A 17,612-nucleotide genomic window follows, 5' to 3' on the forward strand; every position below is an offset into this window, starting at 1 on the left:
CCGGCCGCACTGGCTAAGATCGGCGGGTGCAGTCAGCGCCCCCGCCCCTCCGCGTCGCCGTGCTCGGCCCGGTGCTGGTGGAGGACCGCGCGGGCGCGCTGGCCGAGCCCGCCGGCGTCCTCGGCAAGAGCCTGATCGTCGCGCTGACCCTGGCGCGCGGCATCGCGACCGTCCCCTCCCTCGTGGAGGACCTGTGGGATGACGCCCCGCCCCGCCAGGAACGTGCGGCCCTGCAGACCCTCGTCTCGCGCGTGCGCACCGCCAGCGCCGACGGCCTGCTCGATTCGACTCCCAGCGGGTACACGCTCGCCGTCGCTCCCGAGCAGACCGACCTCGGGCTGGCCCGCCGGTGCCTCGACCGCGCCACCGCCGCGCTGCGGGCAGGCGACACCGCCTCCGCGATCGCCGAGGCATCGCGGGCTCTCGCGCTGTGGCGCGGCGAGCCGGGCGCCGAGCTCGGCGGCACACCGCTGGCCGACGCGCTGCAGCGCACCGCGAGCGCCCTCCGCGACGACCTGCTGCTCGTGCGCGCCCGCGCACACCGGTCCGGCGGCGACCCCGCCTCCGCCCTGGACGACCTGCGGCCCCTGCTAGAGAGCCGCCCGCTCGACGAGACCCTCCGCCGCGAGCAGCTGCGCGCGCTGGCCGACGCCGGCCGGCGCAGCGAGGCCCTGCTGGCCTTCGCCGAGCTGAAGGAGGCGCTGCTCGACCGGCTCGGAACGCGCCCGGGCCCGGACCTGGTCGCGCTCAACGCCGAGCTGCTCGCGGCCGACGAGGAGGAGCGGCCCAGCGCACCCCGCCGGGTGCGCATCGGGCTCCGCACGGCACCGAACGCGCTCGTCGGCCGCGAGTACGACCTGCAGGCGGTCGAAGACCTGATCGCCACCTCCCGGCTGACCACGATCCTCGGCGCCGGCGGCCTGGGCAAGACGCGGCTCGCGCAGGAGGTCGGGACACGCGCCGTCCACACGCCGGCCGTCATCGTCGTCGAGCTGGCGAGCGTCCGCTCCGGCGAGGACGTCGAACTCGCCTTCGCGTCGACCCTCGGCATCCGCGAGGCCCGTGCGACGCGGGCGGCGGACCCGGGCTCGCAGCTCGACCTGCGCTCGCGCATCCTCGGCCTCCTCTCCGAGCGCGAGACCCTGCTCATCGTCGACAACTGCGAGCACATCGTGGATGCGGCGGCCGCCTACGTGCAGGACATCCTCGACTCGACCACCACCGTCCGGGTGCTCGCGACCAGCCGCGCGCCGCTCGCGATCGGCGCGGAGCGCGTGTACCCGCTCGACTCGCTGAAGAGCACCGACGGAGACGCGGCACGCGCATCGGGTGCTGCGGTCGCCTCCGCCCCGCCTGCCGCTCTCGACGCGTACGGCCCGGCCGTCGCCCTGTTCGTCGAGCGCGCCCGGGCCGCGCGCCCGGGCGCCGTGCTGCCCCTCGACGTCGTCGCCCGGCTCTGCGACCGGCTCGACGGCCTCCCGCTCGCCATCGAGCTCGCCGCCGCGCGCACCCGCTCGCTGTCGGTGGACGAGATCGAGCGCCGGCTCGGCAACCGCTTCGCCCTGCTCACCGGCGGCGAGCGCACCGCCCCGGAACGGCACCGCACCCTGTTCGCGGTGATCGAGTGGAGCTGGAACCTGCTCGGCACGTCCGAGCAGGCGCTGCTGCGGCGGCTGTCCCGCTTCCCCGACGGGTTCAGCGCCGAGGCCGCGGAGGCCGTCGCCGGCGCGGGTGCCGTGACCGTGCTGGACGACCTGGACGCTCTCGTCGCGCAGTCCCTGGTGACCGTGACCGAGGACCGCAGCACCGGCCTCCTCCGCTACCGCATGCTCGAGACCGTCCGCGAGTTCGGCGACCACGAGCTGGTGGGTGCGCGCGACGAGGACGCGGTGCTGGCCGGGATGGACGCCTGGGCCACATCGTTCAGCCGCGAGACGCTGTCGCAGATGCACGGACCGCAGCAGGTGGCCACGTTCCAGCGGGTGACCGCGGAGCAGGACAACCTGGTCGCCGTCCTCCGTTCCGCCATCGAGGGCGAGCGGCGCGAGACGGCCGCCGTGCTGTTCGCCACGCTCGCCTACTACTGGTCGCTGCGCAGCGCGCACTCCGAAGTCATCGCCTTCGGGCCCGCGATCATGGACCTGCTGAAGGACGGGGAGCCCGCCGGCGAGCTCCGCGAGGCGGTCGCCGCGTGCTACACGATCCTGGGCGGCACCTTCCTGTTCGTGGACCTCCGCACCTCCGCCCGCGCGATCTCGCGGTTGCGCCGCCTGCGTCGGCGCGAGCCGTTCGCCGACTCCCGGCTGGATGCGCTCGCGGCGCTCGTCCTGCACGCGGGCCGAGCGGACACCGGGATCGAGCTGCTCCGGACGTATGCGGCCTCCACCGACCCGGAGCGTGCGGCCATCGGCAGCCTGCTGCTCGCGCAGCTGCACGAGAACTCCGGCGAGCTGGATGAGGCGCTCGCCACGGCCACGCAGGCATGGCAGGCCGCCCAGGCGGCGGGGGACGCCTGGTCGCTGGCGTCCGCCGCCCAGGCCATCGCCCAGTGCCACAGCCAGCTCGCGCATCCCGCGGAGGCACTGGAGTGGGCGCAGCGCGCCTACGACCACATGGCGCAGCTGCAGGCGGACGGCGACCTGCGCCAGCTCGACTGGCTGATCGCGATGAACGCGATCTCGAGCGGCGACACGGCTCGCGGGCGCACGCTGCTGGAGCGGTATCTCGCCGCGGAGGTCGACCGGACCGGCTTCGATTACGCCGACTATTACGCGATCGGCTACGCCGGCATGGCCGAGATCGCCCTGGCCGACGGCGACCCGGCGGAAGGCATCCGGCTCTACGACCAGGCGCTCGCGGCCTTCGGCGGGGCGCCGACCGCGGGCGAGCGCCTGCTGAACCCGTGGACGATCGTGCTCGCCGCAGCCGCGCTCGTCGTGCGACTGCGGCTGCTCACCACGGACCCGACCGTTGTCGACCGGGACGAGACGGACGCTGCGGCCGCCGCCCTGCGCAGGCGCATCCTGGTGACGGCTCGGCTCAACCCGCCCTCGCTCGACCGGCCCGTCACCGGGTCCGGTCTGTCCGGCTTCGCGGTGTGGATGCTCGACCCCCGCACGGCGGAGCGCCACGGCGCGACGGACGGCGCCACGACGGACGGCGCCGCCCCCGGCGGGAGCTGGGTCGACACCGGTCTCACCCTGTTCGCGCTCGCCGGACGGGCCAACGGGCGCCAGGACGTCGCGAGCCTGCACCGGGATGCGCTGGAGGCGCGGATCGCCGGCACCTGGGGTCGGGACCGGCTGGAGGCCGCATCCGCTGCCGTGGCGTCCGTGCCGCCGGCCGAGGCCGTCGTCCGCGGCCTCGCTGTGCTCGCCGACGTGCGCCCCTGACCCGGCCGCGCCCCTCCATCCGGCGCCGAGGGGTCGCAACACACCGTTTTGCGCCCGGCATAACGGCGTGTTGCGACCCCTCGCACCTCGCGCTAGCAACTTTGGTTGACAAAGAGGATTAAGCAACTATAGTTGCTTGCATGACTCCGAAAGCACCGTTCCCGGACCCCGTCGGAGGCGTCGCCGACGGATTGGCCGCGGTGGTCGCCCTCCGTGAGCTCGCCGACCGCCTCGAAGACGCCGAGGTCGAGCGCGCGCTCCGCGACGGCTGGAGCTGGACCCAGATCGCCGACGCGCTCGGCATCACGCGGCAGGCGGTCCACAAGAAGCACCTGCGCCGTGTCGCCGCGGCCGGCGTCGACCTGAGGAGACGCAATGTCTGAGACCTCCCACCCCGCGGCAGACCTGCCCGGGCAGCCCGTATCGCGCGCACTGCGCCCCATCGTGATCCGCGCCGTCGCCGAGGCGCAGCAGCGGAACGCGCCGCTCGTCGAGGCCGAGCATCTGCTGCTCGCGCTGTCCGCAGACGGAGGGCCCGCTGTGCGCACCGCCCTCGCCGAGGCGGGCCTCGGCCCGGATGGCCTCGCCGCCGCCCTCGCGGCCGAACGCGCAGCCAGCCTGCACGTCGTCGGCGTCACACCCCCGGACGAGGACCGGCTCGCCGCCGCTCCCCGCGTCACCCGCCCCCGCTGGGGCGCGTCGGCGAAGGAGGCGCTCGTGCGGGCGCACCGGGCCACGGTCGCGAACCGCCGGCAACGGGCCGCCGAGGTCGACCTCCTCGCCGCCCTGTTCGGGCTGGAACTCGGCACCGTTCCGCGCACGCTGACGCTCGCCGGGGTGGATCGGAACGCTGTCGTCGCCCGCGCCCTGCGCGCCGCCTGACACCCGCTCACACGCTCTTACATCCCCTCGCCCGCGCTGTAAGCGGCACGTGAGGGCGATGTAAGCGTGCCGGCGCAGCATCGGAGCATCACCATTCCCACCAGGAAAGGAACACCATGACTCGCAGCTCGGAGTGGGCCGTCGAAGCCCACGGGCTCGTCAAGGTCTTCGGCGACAATCGTGCGGTCGACGGCGTCGACCTCACCGTTCGCGCCGGCGCCGTCTACGGCGTGCTCGGCCCGAACGGGGCCGGCAAGACCACCACGATCTCCATGCTCGCCACCCTGCTGAAGCCGGATGCGGGCGAGGCCTTCATCTTCGGCCACGACATCCGCCGGGAGCAACAGGTCGTCCGCCAGCTGATCGGCGTCACCGCGCAGTTCGCCTCCGTCGACGAGACCCTGTCGGCCAACGAGAACCTCATCATCTTCTCCCGACTGCTCGGGCTCAGCGGCCGCGAGGCCAAGCGGAAGACCGCCGAGCTGCTCGAGGAGTTCGGGCTCACGGAGGCGGCGAAGCGCCCGTTGAAGAAGTTCTCCGGCGGCATGCGCCGGCGCCTCGACCTGGCCGCCAGCCTGATCGCCCAGCCGCCGCTGATCTTCCTCGACGAGCCCACCACGGGCCTCGACCCGCGCACCCGTGCGCAGATGTGGGACACCATCCGCCGCCTGGTCTCCACCGGATCCACCGTGCTGCTCACCACGCAGTACCTGGACGAGGCCGACCAGCTGGCCGACCGCATCGCGGTCATCGACCGCGGCCGCGTCGTCGCCGAGGGCACCGCCGACGAGCTCAAGGCGTCGGTCGGAGAGTCGTCGCTGCAGCTCCGCATCAGCGACCCGGCCGACATCGAGGACGCCCGACGCGCCATCCAGACGGTGCTCGGGGTGGATGCGGTGGTCTCGCCGGAGGGCTCGCGCCTCACCGCCCCCATGCGCAACGCGGATGCGGTCACCGACCTGTTCGTGACCTTCCGCGAGGCGGGCATCCACCTGTCGGAGATGTCCGTGCAGAAGCCGACGCTCGACGAGGTGTTCCTCACCCTCACCGGCCACGGCGTCGAAGACGAGAAGACGGACGAAGCGTCCGCCGACGAAGGAGAGAAGGTCTCCGCATGACCGTCCTGACCACCATCACCGCTCCCTCGGAGCGGAACCTGAAGAACCACGTGAGCGTGCGCCAGACGCTCGCGAACACCGTCACCATGGCGCACCGCGGCCTGCTCAAGATCAAGCGGACGCCGGAGCAGCTGATGGATGTGACGCTCCAGCCGATCATCTTCACGCTGATGTTCGCGTACCTGTTCGGCGGCGCGATCGCCGGCGACGTGCAGGCGTACCTGCCGCAGCTGATCCCCGGCATCCTCGTGCAGACGGTGATCACCACGTCGGTCGTGACCGGCGTCCAGCTGCGGGAGGACATGGACAAGGGCGTGTTCGACCGCTTCAAATCGCTGCCGATCGCGCGCATCGCACCGCTCTCGGGAGCACTCCTCGCCGACACCCTGCGGTACACGATCGCGACGACCATCACCTTCGTCGTCGGCTTCCTGATGGGCTATCGCCCGGCGGGCGGCCTCGGCTACGTGATCCTGGCGGGCCTGCTCGTCATCGTCTGCTCCTGGGCGATCAGCTGGATCTTCGCCTTCTTCGGCGTCATCGCGCGCACGGCCGGCTCGGTGCAGGGCATCTCGTTCCTGGTGCTGTTCCCGCTGACGTTCTTCTCGAACGCCTTCGTGCCCGTGAACACGCTGCCCGGGTGGCTGCAGTGGTTCGTGAACATCAACCCGGTGTCGCACCTGGTCACCGCGGTCCGCGACCTGGCCAACAGCGGCACGTTCGGCGCCGACGGCTGGATCGCCCTCGCCGGCGCCGCGGTGATCGTCGCGGTGTTCGCCCCGCTCACGGTCCGCGCCTACATGCGCAAGGCTTGAGCGCCGCCCCTCTCCCCTGACGGCGGCCGTCGCATCCTGCGGAGGGATGCGGCGGCCGCTTCGCCCCGCGATTTGGCGCAAATCGTGCGGCCGCAGGGTCGCGCACGATCCGTGCGCGGATGCGCGCGGGGACGCCGGAAAGCGGCGCGCCGGGCGACATACACTGGAGAAGTGACAGCGTACGTCTCGGCCTTCGACCTGTTCTCGATCGGCATCGGCCCCTCGAGTTCGCACACCGTCGGACCCCTCCGAGCGGCCGCCGCGTTCGCCTCCCGCCTCTCCGACGAGGGGATGCTCGACCGCGTCGACCAGGTCACCTGCGCCCTCTACGGCTCGCTCGGCTCCACCGGCATCGGCCACGGAACGCCGGACGCCGTCATCGCCGGACTCCGCGGCCTGCAGCCCGAGACGTGCCGCCCCGAAGACGTACGCGGCGCCTGGGCCGACCTCGCCCCCGGCGCGACGCTGCTGCTCGCCGGCCGCCGCAGCATCCCGCTGTCGAAGGACGACATCGCCTTCGAGCCGCGCACCCGCCTCCCTGGCCACCCCAACGCCCTGACCCTCCGCGCCTGGGGCCGCGACGCGAACGGCGAGCGGTCGCCGCTCCCCCTGCTCGAGGAGACGTACTACTCGATCGGCGGCGGCTTCATCCGGCGGGACGGCGAGGAGGCCGACCTGGCCGCGCGCAAGGCGCACCCGCTCCCCTACGACACCGCCCAGGAGCTGATCGCGATCTGCGACCGGGAGTCCATCCCGATCTGCGAGGTCGCCCGGCGCAACGAGATCGCCCTGCACGGGGAGGACGCCACCCGCGAGCGCCTCGACCTGATCTGGGAGGCCATGGCCGAGTGCGTCGCCCGCGGCCTCTCCGGCGACGGGACGCTTCCGGGCGGTCTCGGCGTCTGGCGCCGCGCCGCGAAGATGCGGCAGCACCTGGAGTCCGTGCAGGACGACCCGGGCCGCGCGACCGCCCTCGAGTGGCTGCACGCCTTCGCGCTCGCGGTCAACGAGGAGAACGCGTCCGGCGGCCGGGTGGTCACAGCGCCGACCAACGGCGCCGCCGGCATCGTCCCCGCCGTCGCCCACTACTACCTGCGGTTCGTGCCCGGCGCCTCCATCGAGGGCATCCGGCAGTACCTCCTGACCGCGACGGCGATCGGCTCGCTGTTCAAAGCCAACGCCTCCATCTCGGGTGCGGAGGGCGGCTGTCAGGCCGAGGTCGGATCGGCGTGCGCGATGGCGGCCGGAGCCCTCTGCGCCGTGCTCGGCGGAACCCCGCGTCAGGTCGAGAACGCGGCGGAGATCGCGATGGAGCACCACCTCGGACTCACGTGCGACCCGGTCGGCGGACTGGTCCAGATCCCGTGCATCGAGCGCAACGCGATCGCCTCGTCCACGGCCGTGTCGGCCGCGCGCCTCGCCCTCCACGGCGACGGCTCGCACCTGGTGTCCCTCGACATGGTGATCGAGACCATGCGCCAGACCGGGCTCGACATGTCGACCAAGTACAAGGAGACCAGCGAGGGCGGCCTGGCGGTCAACGTCATCGAGTGCTGAGGGCGCGGCGCGCCGGGCCACAGACTCGGAGCCGACTCGAAGGCTCACGCCATACGCTGCGATCATGACCGTGATGGACATCCCCTTCCACACCATCGACGGCGAGCAGACCTCCCTTTCGGCATTCGCCGGGAAGGTCATCCTCGTCGTCAACGTCGCCTCCCGCTGCGGGCTCGCCCCGCAGTACGAGAAGCTGGAGAAGCTGCAGGAGACCTATGGCGACCGCGGGTTCACCGTCGTCGGGTTCCCCAGCAACCAGTTCCTGCAGGAGCTGAGCTCGACCGACGCCATCAAGGAGTACTGCTCCACCACATGGGGCGTCACGTTCCCGATGATGGAGAAGGTGCGGCTGAACGGGCGCAACGCGCACCCGCTCTACCAGGAGCTGACGAAGTCGCCGGACGCCGACGGCAAGGCCGGGCGGGTGAAGTGGAACTTCGAGAAGTTCGTGATCACGCCCGACGGCGCCGTGCACCGCTTCCGCCCGCAGACCGAGCCGGACGCCCCGGAGATCCTCGGGCTGATCGAGGAATCGCTGCCCGCCGCAGCCTGACCAGGCTCGCGACCTGACGCGGTCACGCCCGGCGGAACCAGCGGCCACCGACGCGCTCGGTGAGCCGCCACGGGCCGGTCTCGGCGACCGCGCCGAGGCCGGCGACGGTGTGCTCGGCGACCCGGAGGGCGGACTGCGCGGAGTCCTCGGTGAACCGGACGGTGATGCGCGCCTCACCGGCCACCACATCCACACTCGACGCCTCCACGACGGCGAGTTCGCGAGCGGCATCCGCCGCCGTCGGCTCCACACTGCGCGGGTCGACACCTGGGCGGAGACGGCCGACGGCGACGATCACGCGGAAGGAGGGCACCCGGTGAGCCTACGCGCGTCGCAGAGGCGGAATCGATCGAGCGGGCGTACCCTGACTCGATCAGAAGCACGGTCGGGGGATCGGAAGGGGTGCACTGGTGCACGAGGCACGGATGGATGAGCGGGCAGCGGCCGACGAGCCGGTGACCGCCGAGCTGCGGCTGGTGACGGACGACGACGTCCTCACGGCCGAGGAGCGCGACGAACTGGCCGCCCTGCTGCACGAACGGCGACGCGGCGACCTCGCCGAGGCGCAGCGCATGGCGGAGTCCTTGGGCGTGCTGCTCGCCTCGCGGTCGGAGTCGACCGCCGACGACGAGCACGACCCGGAGGGCCCGACGCTGTCGTCGGAGTGGAGCCGTCTGCAGGCCCAGCGGTCGGACGCGGCCCGCGACATCGCGGCGGTGGATGCCGCGCTCGAGCGGATGCGGACGGGCACCTACGGCATCTGCGTCCGCTGCGGGGAGCCGATCGGAGTGGACCGCTTGCGGGCCCGGCCGACCGCCGAACTCTGCATCCGGTGCGCGGTGGCCGTCGAGAGCTGACCGAGCCGGCGCCTCTCGCCGACCGCTCGGGACGGCCGGCGGGCCGACGCGAGCCGACCGGGCCGACGAGTCGACGCGCCCGACCGGGCCGACGCGGTCGACCGGGGCGACGAGTCGACGCGGCCGACCGGTCGGGGCACACTCAGGGCAGCGGCCTCGACGCCAGGTAGACCGCCTCGGTGCGGCTGGACGCGCCCGTCTTGCGCAGAATGCTCGACACGTGCACGCTCGCCGTCTTGGCGCTGATGTAGAGACGCTCGCCGATCTGCTTGTTGCTGAGGCCCTGCTCGATGAGCGCGAGCACCTGCTCCTCGCGCTCGGTCAGCGGCTGGCCGTGCGCCGTCGCGACGGCGGCGGGGCGGCCGGCCGGGTGCTCGGCGAGCGCGTCGGCGACCTGGACGAGCAGCGGGATGCCGCCGGAGACGGCCGCCTGCCGCCCCTCGGCGACGAGCACGTCGGCTCGCGAGCGCTCTCCCGCGGCCAGGGCGACACGCGCTCCGCGCAGCAGCGCGTACGGCCGCAGGTGCACGGGCGCGACGGCGTCGCCCGCGGCTGCGATGGCGGACTCCCAGGCTGCGAGAGCGTCGGCGTACCGCTCGGCGCGATCCGCGGTGTCCGAAACGGCCGCCCGGGCCGTCGCGAGCTCGGCCTCCACGAGCGGGGCCCACGCCCGCGCGGTCGGCCAGGCACGCAGCCGGTCGAGGGTGGCCTCCAGTCGCGCAGCCTCGGCCAGAACGTCGAGCGCGCCGTCGAGCGCGCCGTCGCCTCCGGCCGCATCTCCGCCCCGGCCTGACGCCCCACCGGCCCCGCCTCCGCGCGCGGCCAGCTCGGCGAGCGCGCGCGACGCGGACGCCAGCACCGGGAGGTCGTACCCCGGCAGCGAGCGGAACGGCAGAGACCCGACCCCCCGCGCCTCCGCCCAGGCGCGGTCGTAGTCGCCGAGCGCGATCGCCACCTCGGCGGAGACCCGCGCCAGCGACAGGCGCGTCTGCTGCTCCAGCTCGGCCAGCGCGCGCAGAGGCGTGCGCAGCCGCCGGAGCAGCGCCTCCGCCCGTTGCGGCTCGCCGTGCCACACCCAGAGACGCGCCCGCTGCAGTTGCGCGGTCACCCCCGTGCGGTCGTCGAATCCGAGCGCGATGCGCAGCATCTCCTCCGCCCGGTCGTACTGCCCGAGAGCGATCAGGGGTTCCGCCGTGTTCGCCGCGAGCCACACCCCGGAGGTGCGCTCGACCCCGCGTTCGCGCGCCTGGGCGACCCCGGACTCGGCCAGGCGCACCGCCTCGGCGTACTGCCCCACCGAGTTCAGGGCGTCCGACGCGTTGACCGCGTGCCGCAGCGTCGCCCCGGCGTCGCCGACCGCGAGGCGCCCGGCGATCTCGAACTCGGCGAACCCCTCCTCGATGCGCCCGGACTCGATGAGCGACGCCGCGAGGATGTTGTGGGCGACGGAGCGCATCGCGGGCGCCGCCGACTCGGCCTCGGCGATCGCGGCGCGGGCCGTCTCGATCGCGATGTCGAACAGGCCGGCGAGCATGCGCTGCGCGGCGAGCTCGGTAAGCAGGTGCGGCCGCAACGGGTCGCCCGGCGACACCGCCTCGGGCGGGACCAGGGAGAGCGCCTCCTCCAGGAGCTCGGCACTGCCGGGACGGTTGAGGTTCGCGAGGTACTGCCCCTTGTCGCGCAGCAGCCGCGCGCGGCGCGAGGGCGGCAGGTCGTCGGCCTCCGCCAGCGCGGACTCGACCAGCGCGAGCGCGCGTTCGTTGTTGCCCGCGTTCCGGAGTGCGGACGCGGTGCGCGCGATCACCGAGGCGCGGTCCCGCCCGCTCAGGGTCTCCGCGTCCGGGATGCGGTCCCACAGCTCCAGCACGCGGTCGCCCATGGCCGCCGTGGTCGCATAGGCATAGGAGCGCTTGGCCTCCTCCATCGCCTCCAGCGAGGCGAGGAACGCGCGACGCACGTCGTGGGCGGCGAGCCAATGCGACGACAGCTGCACGGCCGAGCGCTGCGGGCTCTGCTCCAGCGCCTCGGCGTAGCGGGCGTGGAACCGCGTGCGCTCTCCCGGCAGCAGGTCGGCGTGGATGGCCTCGCGGACGAGCGCGTGACGGAACGAGTACTCGGTGGAGTCGGCGGAGAGGAGGTTGGCGACGACGGCCTCGCGCGCTCCCGCATCCAGCTCGTCCGGTGTGCCCTCGAACACCGCAGCGAGGAGCTCGTGCGTGACGCACACACCGCCCGCCGCCAGCACCCGCAGCAGCCGCTGCGCCGGGTCGCTCAACCGCTCGAACCGGGTGAGCACCAGCTCGCGGAGGGTCGCCGGGAGGTCGTCGCCGGACCGCAGCCCGTCGATGCACACGAGCTCTTCGACGAAGAAGGGAACACCCTCGCTCAGCTCGGTCACGCGGGCGAGCGACGGATCGTCCGGCACGCGCCCCAGGAGCTCGGCCACCAGCTCCGCGACCTGCTCGGGGCGCAGCCGGGACAGCTCCCAGCGGGTGACGCGGCGGGTGCGTTCCAGCTCGGGCAGCCACGACCGCAGAACATGGCCCCGCGGCACCTCGTCACTGCGATAGGTGAGAACGACGAGGAGGCGGCCGCCCTCCGCCATCCGCACGATGAAGCGGAGCAGCTCGAGCGTCGAGCGGTCGGCCCACTGCACGTCCTCGATCGCCAGGATGACCGGGCGGTCACCCGAGATCTTCTCCAGCAGCACGGTCACGAGCTCGTAGAGCCGCTCTGCGCCGATGCGCGGGGGCACCGCCGACTCGTCGGCGAGCTCCGGAAGCAGAGCCGACAGCACTCCGGCTCCGGAACCGGTCGCGTCGAGCACGCGATCGAGGCCGACCGTCTGGATGAGGCGCCGCAGCACTCCGGCGAACGGCGCGTAGGGTGCGGCGTCGTCGCCCAGGTCGACGCAGCGGCCGAGCAGCACGGTGGCCGTCGCCTCCTGCCCGGCCAGGAACTCCTCCAGCAGCCGGGACTTGCCGATGCCGGCCTCGCCGCCGATCACCACGGCCTGCGGCTCACCCGCCTCGGCGTCGCGGAGAGCGTCGCGCAGCGCCACCAGATCGGACTCCCGTCCGATCAACGTGGGGCTCGACGCCGGTGCTCGCATGACATCATCGTGCCACCCGCCACCGACATCCGTGGCCTCCGCGAACGCGGGTCTGCGGACGGCAGACAGCCGCCCGCCGCCGCCCTCAGCGGGCGACGTCGGCCAGCTCCCTGCGCTCCCCGACCCGGGCTTCCGCGACCGGCTCGACGGCGGCCGGCACAACGGCGGCCGCCGCGACGGCGACGGCGTCCGATCCCGCGGCCCGGCGCCCCCGGCGCTCCGACCGCAGCCACCGCCCCCGCTCGTCGGCGCGCCGCACCTGCTCGCGCCGCTGCTCCTCGCGCACCGTCTCGCCGGCCCGCACCCGGAAGTCCACGAACTCTTCGATCATCATCATCCGATCCCCTCGTCCTCGTTGACCTCAGCCTTCTCGCTAAGGCACCCCGCCGACATCGGGAAGATGCCCTATTCGCGAGCCCGGACGGCCACTTAAGGGGCTTCACTCCACCGGCCTGTGGGGGCAGCATGGCCACCATGGCGACGATCAACGAACTCCAACCTCCGTACAAGGTCGGCTACTTCGTGGGCAGTCTGTCCACGGAGTCCGTCAACCGCACGCTCTCCCAGGCGCTGCTCCGGCTCGCTCCCTCCGATCTCGTGTTCACCGAGATCCCCATCGGCGAGCTTCCGCTCTACAACCGGGACTTCGACGGCGACTTCCCGCCGGTCGCCCGCGCGTACAAGGCGCTGATCGCGGAGCAGGATGCGCTGCTCTTCGTCACGCCCGAGTACAACCGGTCGATCCCGGGGGCGCTGAAGAACGCCATCGACTGGGCCAGCCGCCCCTACGGCGAGAACGTGATCGCGCGCAAGGCCACGGCCGTCATCGGCGCGTCGCCCGGGCAGATCGGCACGGCCGTCGCCCAGCAGCAGCTGCGCAGCGTCCTCAGCTTCCTCCAGGCGCCGCAGATGAACGCGCCGGAGGCCTACATCTGGATGCGGCCCGGCCTCATCGAGGCCGACGGCACGGTCACCGACCCCGGGACGGAGGAGTTCCTCCGCGGGTTCATGAACGCGTTCTTCGAGTACATCGAGCGCGTGCTGACGGTGGTGCCGAGCGCATCGTGAGACTGCGCGACGAGGGCGGCGACCGCAGCGTCGAGCTGCGACCGGTCGCCGACGACTCGGCGACCGACCGCGTCGTCGTCGACGCCGTGGTCGAGGACGGCGTGCGGCGCTGGACGCTGGCCGACACCTGCCTGACCGACGACGAGGCGCGCGACCTCGCGGCGTGGCTCGCCGGGATCGCCGACGACGCCACGGCGGCGGCCGACGAGTGGACGGCGCTCACGTTCTCCTCCCCCGTCATCACGCTGAGCGGTCACCGCATCCCCGGCGGGACGGTGGAGCTGCGGATCGGGGTGCTGCGCATGGTCGCGGCCGGAGGCGGGACGGCGGACGTCGTCGTCGGGCTCCGAGCGCCGCAGGCGGCGGTCGTCGCCGCCGCCCGCGATCTCCTCGTCGAGGTGGACGCCCTTCCGTCGTAGCGGCCACCCCGCCCCATCTCGCCGCGCCGGGCTCGCAATTCGTCACGAATGGTCGCCATTCGTGACGAATTGCGCCCATTCGTGACGAATCGCGGAGGGGCAAGCACCCGGAAGGGCTAGCGGCCGCCCTCCCGCTTGCGGTGACGCTGCTGGATCGCCTGCTCGCCGTACGGGTAGATGCCGGCGTGCGGTGCGCTCGCCTCGTCGAGACGTGCCCGCTGCTCCCCGGTCAGCTCCAGGTCGGCTGCGCCGAGGTTGTCCTCGAGCTGCTCGACGGTGCGGGCGCCGAGGATGACGGACGTGACCGCCGGGCGGTCGCTCAGCCACGCCAGCGACACCTGCGAGGCGGAGACTCCGGTCTCGCGGGCCACCGCATCCACCGCGTCGATGATCTCCCACGTGCGCGGGTCGGCGTTCCGCGCCTCCCACGCCTCCATGCCGCGCGTCGGGTTCTCGCCGAGCCGGGTCGCGCCCGTCGGCGGCTCGTCGCGACGGTACTTGCCGCTCAGCCAGCCGCCCGCGAGCGGCGACCACGGCAGCAGGCCGACGCTCGCATCCAGCGCCGCCGGCACGACCTCGTGCTCGATGCCGCGCACGATCAGGCTGTACTGCGGCTGCAGCGTCACGGGCGGCGCCCATCCGTTGGCGCGCGCGACCTGCACCGCCTTGGTGAGCTGCCAGCCCAGGTAGTTCGAGAAGCCGTAGTACGAGATCTTGCCGGAGGCGACCGCGTCGTCGAGGAACCGCAGGGTCTCCTCGATCGGGGTCAGCGCATCCCACGCGTGCATCTGGTACAGGTCGATGTGGTCGACGCCGAGCCGGCGCAGGGAGGCGTCGAGCGCCGTGCGGAGATGGGTGCGCGAGAGACCGAGGTCGTTGGGGCCGCCGCCCATCGGGAACCGGCCCTTCGTCGCGATCACCACGCCGTCGCGGCTGCCCGGGTTGCGGGAGAGCCACCGGCCGATGATCGACTCGGAGGCGCCGCTCGTGTAGACGTCCGCGGTGTCGATGAAATTGCCGCCCGCGTCGAGGTAGCGCTCCAGGATGGCGTGCGACGTCTGCTCGTCCGCCTCCGCTCCGAAGGTCATGGTGCCGAGGGCGAACTCCGACACGATCGTTCCGCTGTTTCCGAGGTTGCGTAGATCCATAGCGCGAAACTAGCCCCGTCCCGGCGGTTTGCGTACTGTGTGCCATCGTGAGGCTGCTCCTGATCTCCGACACGCACGTCCCGAAACGCGCCCGCGTCCTGCCCGCCCCGGTGCTCGCCGCGGTGGATGCGGCCGATGTCGTCATCCACGCCGGGGACTGGGTGGATGCGGCGACGCTCGACCTCCTGGAGCAGCGGGCGCGGCGCCTGGTCGGCGTCTGGGGCAACAACGACGGACCGGAGCTGCGGCGGCGTCTCCCCGAGGTCGCGCGCGTGGAGCTCGACGGCGTGCGGTTCGCCGTCGTCCACGAGACCGGCCCTGCTGCCGGCCGCGAGGCGCGCTGCGAGCGGGACTACCCGGATGCGGACGTGCTCGTGTTCGGCCACTCCCACATCCCGTGGGACACCGTCTCGCCCGGCGGTCTGCGCCTGCTGAACCCGGGGTCGCCGACCGACCGGCGACGGCAGCCGGAGTGCACCTTCCTGACCGCCGAGGTCGTGGACGGACGCGTCGCCGACGTCACCCTGGTGCCGGTCGACCGCGGCTGACGCGCCCTGGCCCGTCCGCCCGCGGGAACGACTGTCTTTCCCTGCGCTCGGCGAACGGCGAGCCTGTCCCTGAGGCGCAGACCGGGGAGGCGACCATGCGGGATCATCAGGCGTCGGGACCGGGCCGTCCGGACATCCTGGCCTGGTCGGGCACTCTGGTGCTCGGGACCGTCGGGATCGGCCTCGTCGCGATCTGGCTCGCCGGGAGGGCGGCGCCGCCTGCGGTGCCGGACGACGCGCTCGGCGACATCCTCCAGGGCGCGGTCGGGGTGGGCGGGCTCCTGTGCGTGCTCGCCGTCGGCGTCGGAGCCGCCATGCTCCGCGAGCGTCCCCTCAGCGCACGATCGCACCGGGTACGGCGTGATCCGTCCCGGCACGGAGCGCTCGCACGCTCGACGGTGTCGGCGTCCGTTGCCACCCCGGTGCGCGAGGCGGCCGCGTCCCGTCCCGTCCCGCCGGCGCGCCGCGCACGACATCTCTGACCCGCCCGGTCCCTGCCCCCGAACGCCCCTGTGGGGCGCAACACGCCGTTACGGCTCCCCCATGACGGCGTGTTGCGCCCCACAGATGCGGATGGGCGCGAGGTCACGCCCGGAGGAAGCCGTCCGTCAGCAGTCCGCGCACGGCGGGCAGCAGGTCGGCGAGCAGCGCGTCGCCGTCCACCTCCAGCAGCTGCGCCAGCGCCGCCGCGATCGCGGCGACGGACAGCTCGCCGTCGCACGCGCCCACGAGCGCCGCGAGCCCGGTGTCGGCCGACACCGTGCGCCCGAAGCCGCCGCCCTGCCGGAGCAGGATCGCCGTCGGGGAGTCTGCACCCGGCCAGAGGTGCCGCTCCTCGGTCACGTCACCGGCGACGACCGGACGCAGCCGGCCGAGCTCGTCGTCCGTCAGCGCCGCCTGCAGGTCGTGCGCGTCGAGCGCCTCGCCGAGGTGCACGCCGAGCCCGGCCTCGTTGGCGCCGAGCGAGCCGTGCAGCCGCTCGAACCGGCGCAGCGTCGGCAGCCCGGCCGACCGGCGCAGCAGGAGGTATCCGAAGCCGACCGAGCGCACGTCCCGTGCCTCGAAGTCGTCGAGCCAGGCACCGAGGAGCCGCTCGAACTCCGGGGTGCCCGGGCGGGTGCCACCGTCGCGGATCCACGTCTCCGAATAGCGGACCGCGTCCTCCACGTCGCGCTCGATCACCCACGCGTCGAGCGGAGCGGGGGACGCATCCACCCAGTCCCGCACTCGCGCGAGGCCGTCGCCCGCTCCCCGGTACTCCCAGTTGCCGAGCAGCTGGGCGACGCCGCCCGGCTGGAGGTGCTCTCCGCATCCGCTCACGAACGCGGCGACGAGGCCGTCGCCGACCATGCCGCCGTCGCGGTACTCGTATGCGGGCACGCCTTCGGCCCGCGGCGTGATCACGAACGGCGGATTGGACACGATGTGGTCGAAGCGCTCCCCCGCGACCGGCTCGAACATGCTCCCGAGCCGCAGCTCGACGCCGTCGATCTCGTTCAGGGCCAGGTTCAGGGCGGCCAGGCGGAGCGCCCGCCGGGAGATGTCGGTCGCGACGACCCGGCGGGCGTGGCGGGCGGCGTGCATGGCCTGGATGCCGCATCCCGTTCCGAGGTCGAGCGCGCTGTCGACGGGGGTCTGCAGCATCAGTCCGCTGAGTGTGAGGGAGGCGCCGCCGACGCCCAGGACGTGGTCCTCCGGGAGCGCATGGCCGAGGGCGAGCTCGCCGAGGTCGGAGACGATCCACCACTCGGCCGGACCCGCCGCATCCACGAAACCGTACGGTCGGAGGTCGACCGCGGAGGCGACCGTGTCGCCGTCGCGCGTGACGAGCCCGAGCGCGACCGCTCCGTCGACCCCGAGTGCGGGAAGGGCCGCGGCGACCTCGTCGTGCGAGACGGGCCGGCCGAGCACGAACAGGCGCGCGAGGGTGGCGAGCGCCGAGGGACCGCGGCGGCGCAGGGCGCGCTCCGCCGGGACGCGCTGCCCGCGGTGCAGCGCCTCCGCCGCCTCCTCGCCCCACAGCTCGGTCAGCGCGTCGACGGTCAGACCCGCGGCGATCAGGTCGGACCGGAGGTCGGGGATGCGTTCGGCGGCCGGGACAGCGGGTGCGCTCATCCTTCCATTCAAGCAGGGGCAGAATGGG

The 17,612-nt window shown here is 73.3% G+C and carries 17 protein-coding genes; 12 read left to right on the plus strand and 5 right to left on the minus strand.

The features are described 5' to 3' along the window. The first annotated feature begins 26 nt into the window (after positions 1 to 26). The 7 genes from BJ963_RS08205 (at position 27) to BJ963_RS08235 (ending at position 8,317) form a co-directional block, all read left to right on the plus strand. The gene (locus BJ963_RS08205; RefSeq protein ID WP_179455842.1) at positions 27 to 3,392 is read left to right on the plus strand and encodes a BTAD domain-containing putative transcriptional regulator; all 3,366 of its coding nucleotides are present in this window, start codon (positions 27 to 29) and stop codon (positions 3,390 to 3,392) included. Positions 3,393 to 3,532: 140 nt separating this feature from the next. Beyond that, positions 3,533 to 3,775, plus strand: a complete 243-nt coding sequence (locus BJ963_RS08210; RefSeq protein WP_089909321.1) for a helix-turn-helix domain-containing protein — start codon at positions 3,533 to 3,535, stop codon at positions 3,773 to 3,775. Further along, positions 3,768 to 4,274 carry a Clp protease N-terminal domain-containing protein gene (locus BJ963_RS08215; protein WP_089909317.1) on the plus strand — a complete coding sequence of 169 codons (507 nt, stop codon included), beginning with the start codon at positions 3,768 to 3,770 and terminating at the stop codon, positions 4,272 to 4,274. The genes BJ963_RS08210 and BJ963_RS08215 overlap by 8 nt, the downstream gene beginning before the upstream one ends. A gap of 116 nt (positions 4,275 to 4,390) precedes the next feature. Beyond that, a complete protein-coding gene (locus BJ963_RS08220) occupies positions 4,391 to 5,392 on the plus strand; it encodes an ATP-binding cassette domain-containing protein (protein WP_089909314.1) in 1,002 nt (333 codons plus the stop codon). Next, the gene (locus tag BJ963_RS08225) at positions 5,389 to 6,207 is read left to right on the plus strand and encodes an ABC transporter permease (protein ID WP_179455844.1); all 819 of its coding nucleotides are present in this window, start codon (positions 5,389 to 5,391) and stop codon (positions 6,205 to 6,207) included. The genes BJ963_RS08220 and BJ963_RS08225 overlap by 4 nt, the downstream gene beginning before the upstream one ends. Positions 6,208 to 6,378: 171 nt before the next feature. After that, entirely contained in the window at positions 6,379 to 7,764 is a 1,386-nt protein-coding gene (locus tag BJ963_RS08230; RefSeq protein ID WP_179455846.1) for an L-serine ammonia-lyase, read from the plus strand. A 64-nt stretch (positions 7,765 to 7,828) separates the two neighbouring features. Continuing rightward, a complete protein-coding gene (locus BJ963_RS08235; RefSeq protein WP_089909304.1) occupies positions 7,829 to 8,317 on the plus strand; it encodes a glutathione peroxidase in 489 nt (162 codons plus the stop codon). Between the two features lie 22 nt (positions 8,318 to 8,339). Here BJ963_RS08235 and BJ963_RS08240 read toward each other — a convergent pair whose 3' ends face one another. Continuing rightward, positions 8,340 to 8,630: a hypothetical protein gene (locus tag BJ963_RS08240; protein ID WP_089909301.1), complete on the minus strand. Its 291-nt coding sequence runs from the start codon at positions 8,628 to 8,630 to the stop codon at positions 8,340 to 8,342. Between the two features lie 112 nt (positions 8,631 to 8,742). Here BJ963_RS08240 and BJ963_RS08245 point away from each other — a divergent pair, with 112 nt between their 5' ends. Then, positions 8,743 to 9,174 (plus strand): TraR/DksA family transcriptional regulator, encoded by a 432-nt coding sequence (locus BJ963_RS08245; protein WP_089909298.1) that lies wholly within the window; start codon positions 8,743 to 8,745, stop codon positions 9,172 to 9,174. A 142-nt stretch (positions 9,175 to 9,316) separates the two neighbouring features. On the opposite strand, the gene BJ963_RS08250 is transcribed toward BJ963_RS08245, so the two are convergent. Further along, a complete protein-coding gene (locus tag BJ963_RS08250) occupies positions 9,317 to 12,286 on the minus strand; it encodes a helix-turn-helix transcriptional regulator (protein ID WP_179455848.1) in 2,970 nt (989 codons plus the stop codon). Positions 12,287 to 12,371: 85 nt separating this feature from the next. Continuing rightward, positions 12,372 to 12,623, minus strand: a complete 252-nt coding sequence (locus tag BJ963_RS08255; protein ID WP_246298008.1) for a hypothetical protein — start codon at positions 12,621 to 12,623, stop codon at positions 12,372 to 12,374. Positions 12,624 to 12,751: 128 nt separating this feature from the next. Between BJ963_RS08255 and BJ963_RS08260 the strand changes: the two genes are divergently transcribed. Further along, a complete protein-coding gene (locus BJ963_RS08260) occupies positions 12,752 to 13,354 on the plus strand; it encodes an NADPH-dependent FMN reductase (RefSeq protein WP_179455850.1) in 603 nt (200 codons plus the stop codon). Next, positions 13,351 to 13,773, plus strand: a complete 423-nt coding sequence (locus BJ963_RS08265; protein WP_179455852.1) for a WapI family immunity protein — start codon at positions 13,351 to 13,353, stop codon at positions 13,771 to 13,773. Before BJ963_RS08260 ends, BJ963_RS08265 begins: the two co-directional genes overlap by 4 nt. 116 nt (positions 13,774 to 13,889) lie before the next feature. On the opposite strand, the gene BJ963_RS08270 is transcribed toward BJ963_RS08265, so the two are convergent. After that, complete coding sequence (locus BJ963_RS08270; RefSeq protein ID WP_179455854.1) at positions 13,890 to 14,921, minus strand: aldo/keto reductase; 1,032 nt, start codon at positions 14,919 to 14,921, stop codon at positions 13,890 to 13,892. A gap of 47 nt (positions 14,922 to 14,968) precedes the next feature. On the opposite strand from BJ963_RS08270, the gene BJ963_RS08275 reads away from it, so the two are divergent. Next, positions 14,969 to 15,469 carry a YfcE family phosphodiesterase gene (locus BJ963_RS08275; protein ID WP_179455856.1) on the plus strand — a complete coding sequence of 167 codons (501 nt, stop codon included), beginning with the start codon at positions 14,969 to 14,971 and terminating at the stop codon, positions 15,467 to 15,469. A gap of 95 nt (positions 15,470 to 15,564) precedes the next feature. Continuing rightward, positions 15,565 to 15,951: a hypothetical protein gene (locus tag BJ963_RS08280; RefSeq protein WP_179455858.1), complete on the plus strand. Its 387-nt coding sequence runs from the start codon at positions 15,565 to 15,567 to the stop codon at positions 15,949 to 15,951. Between the two features lie 103 nt (positions 15,952 to 16,054). Here the strand turns inward: BJ963_RS08280 and BJ963_RS08285 are convergent, their stop codons facing one another. Then, positions 16,055 to 17,584 carry a DUF7059 domain-containing protein gene (locus tag BJ963_RS08285; protein WP_179455860.1) on the minus strand — a complete coding sequence of 510 codons (1,530 nt, stop codon included), beginning with the start codon at positions 17,582 to 17,584 and terminating at the stop codon, positions 16,055 to 16,057. Positions 17,585 to 17,612 lie beyond the last annotated feature (28 nt).

The sequence above is a fragment of the Leifsonia soli genome, from assembly GCF_013408745.1.
GTDB classification, from domain to species: domain Bacteria; phylum Actinomycetota; class Actinomycetes; order Actinomycetales; family Microbacteriaceae; genus Leifsonia; species Leifsonia soli.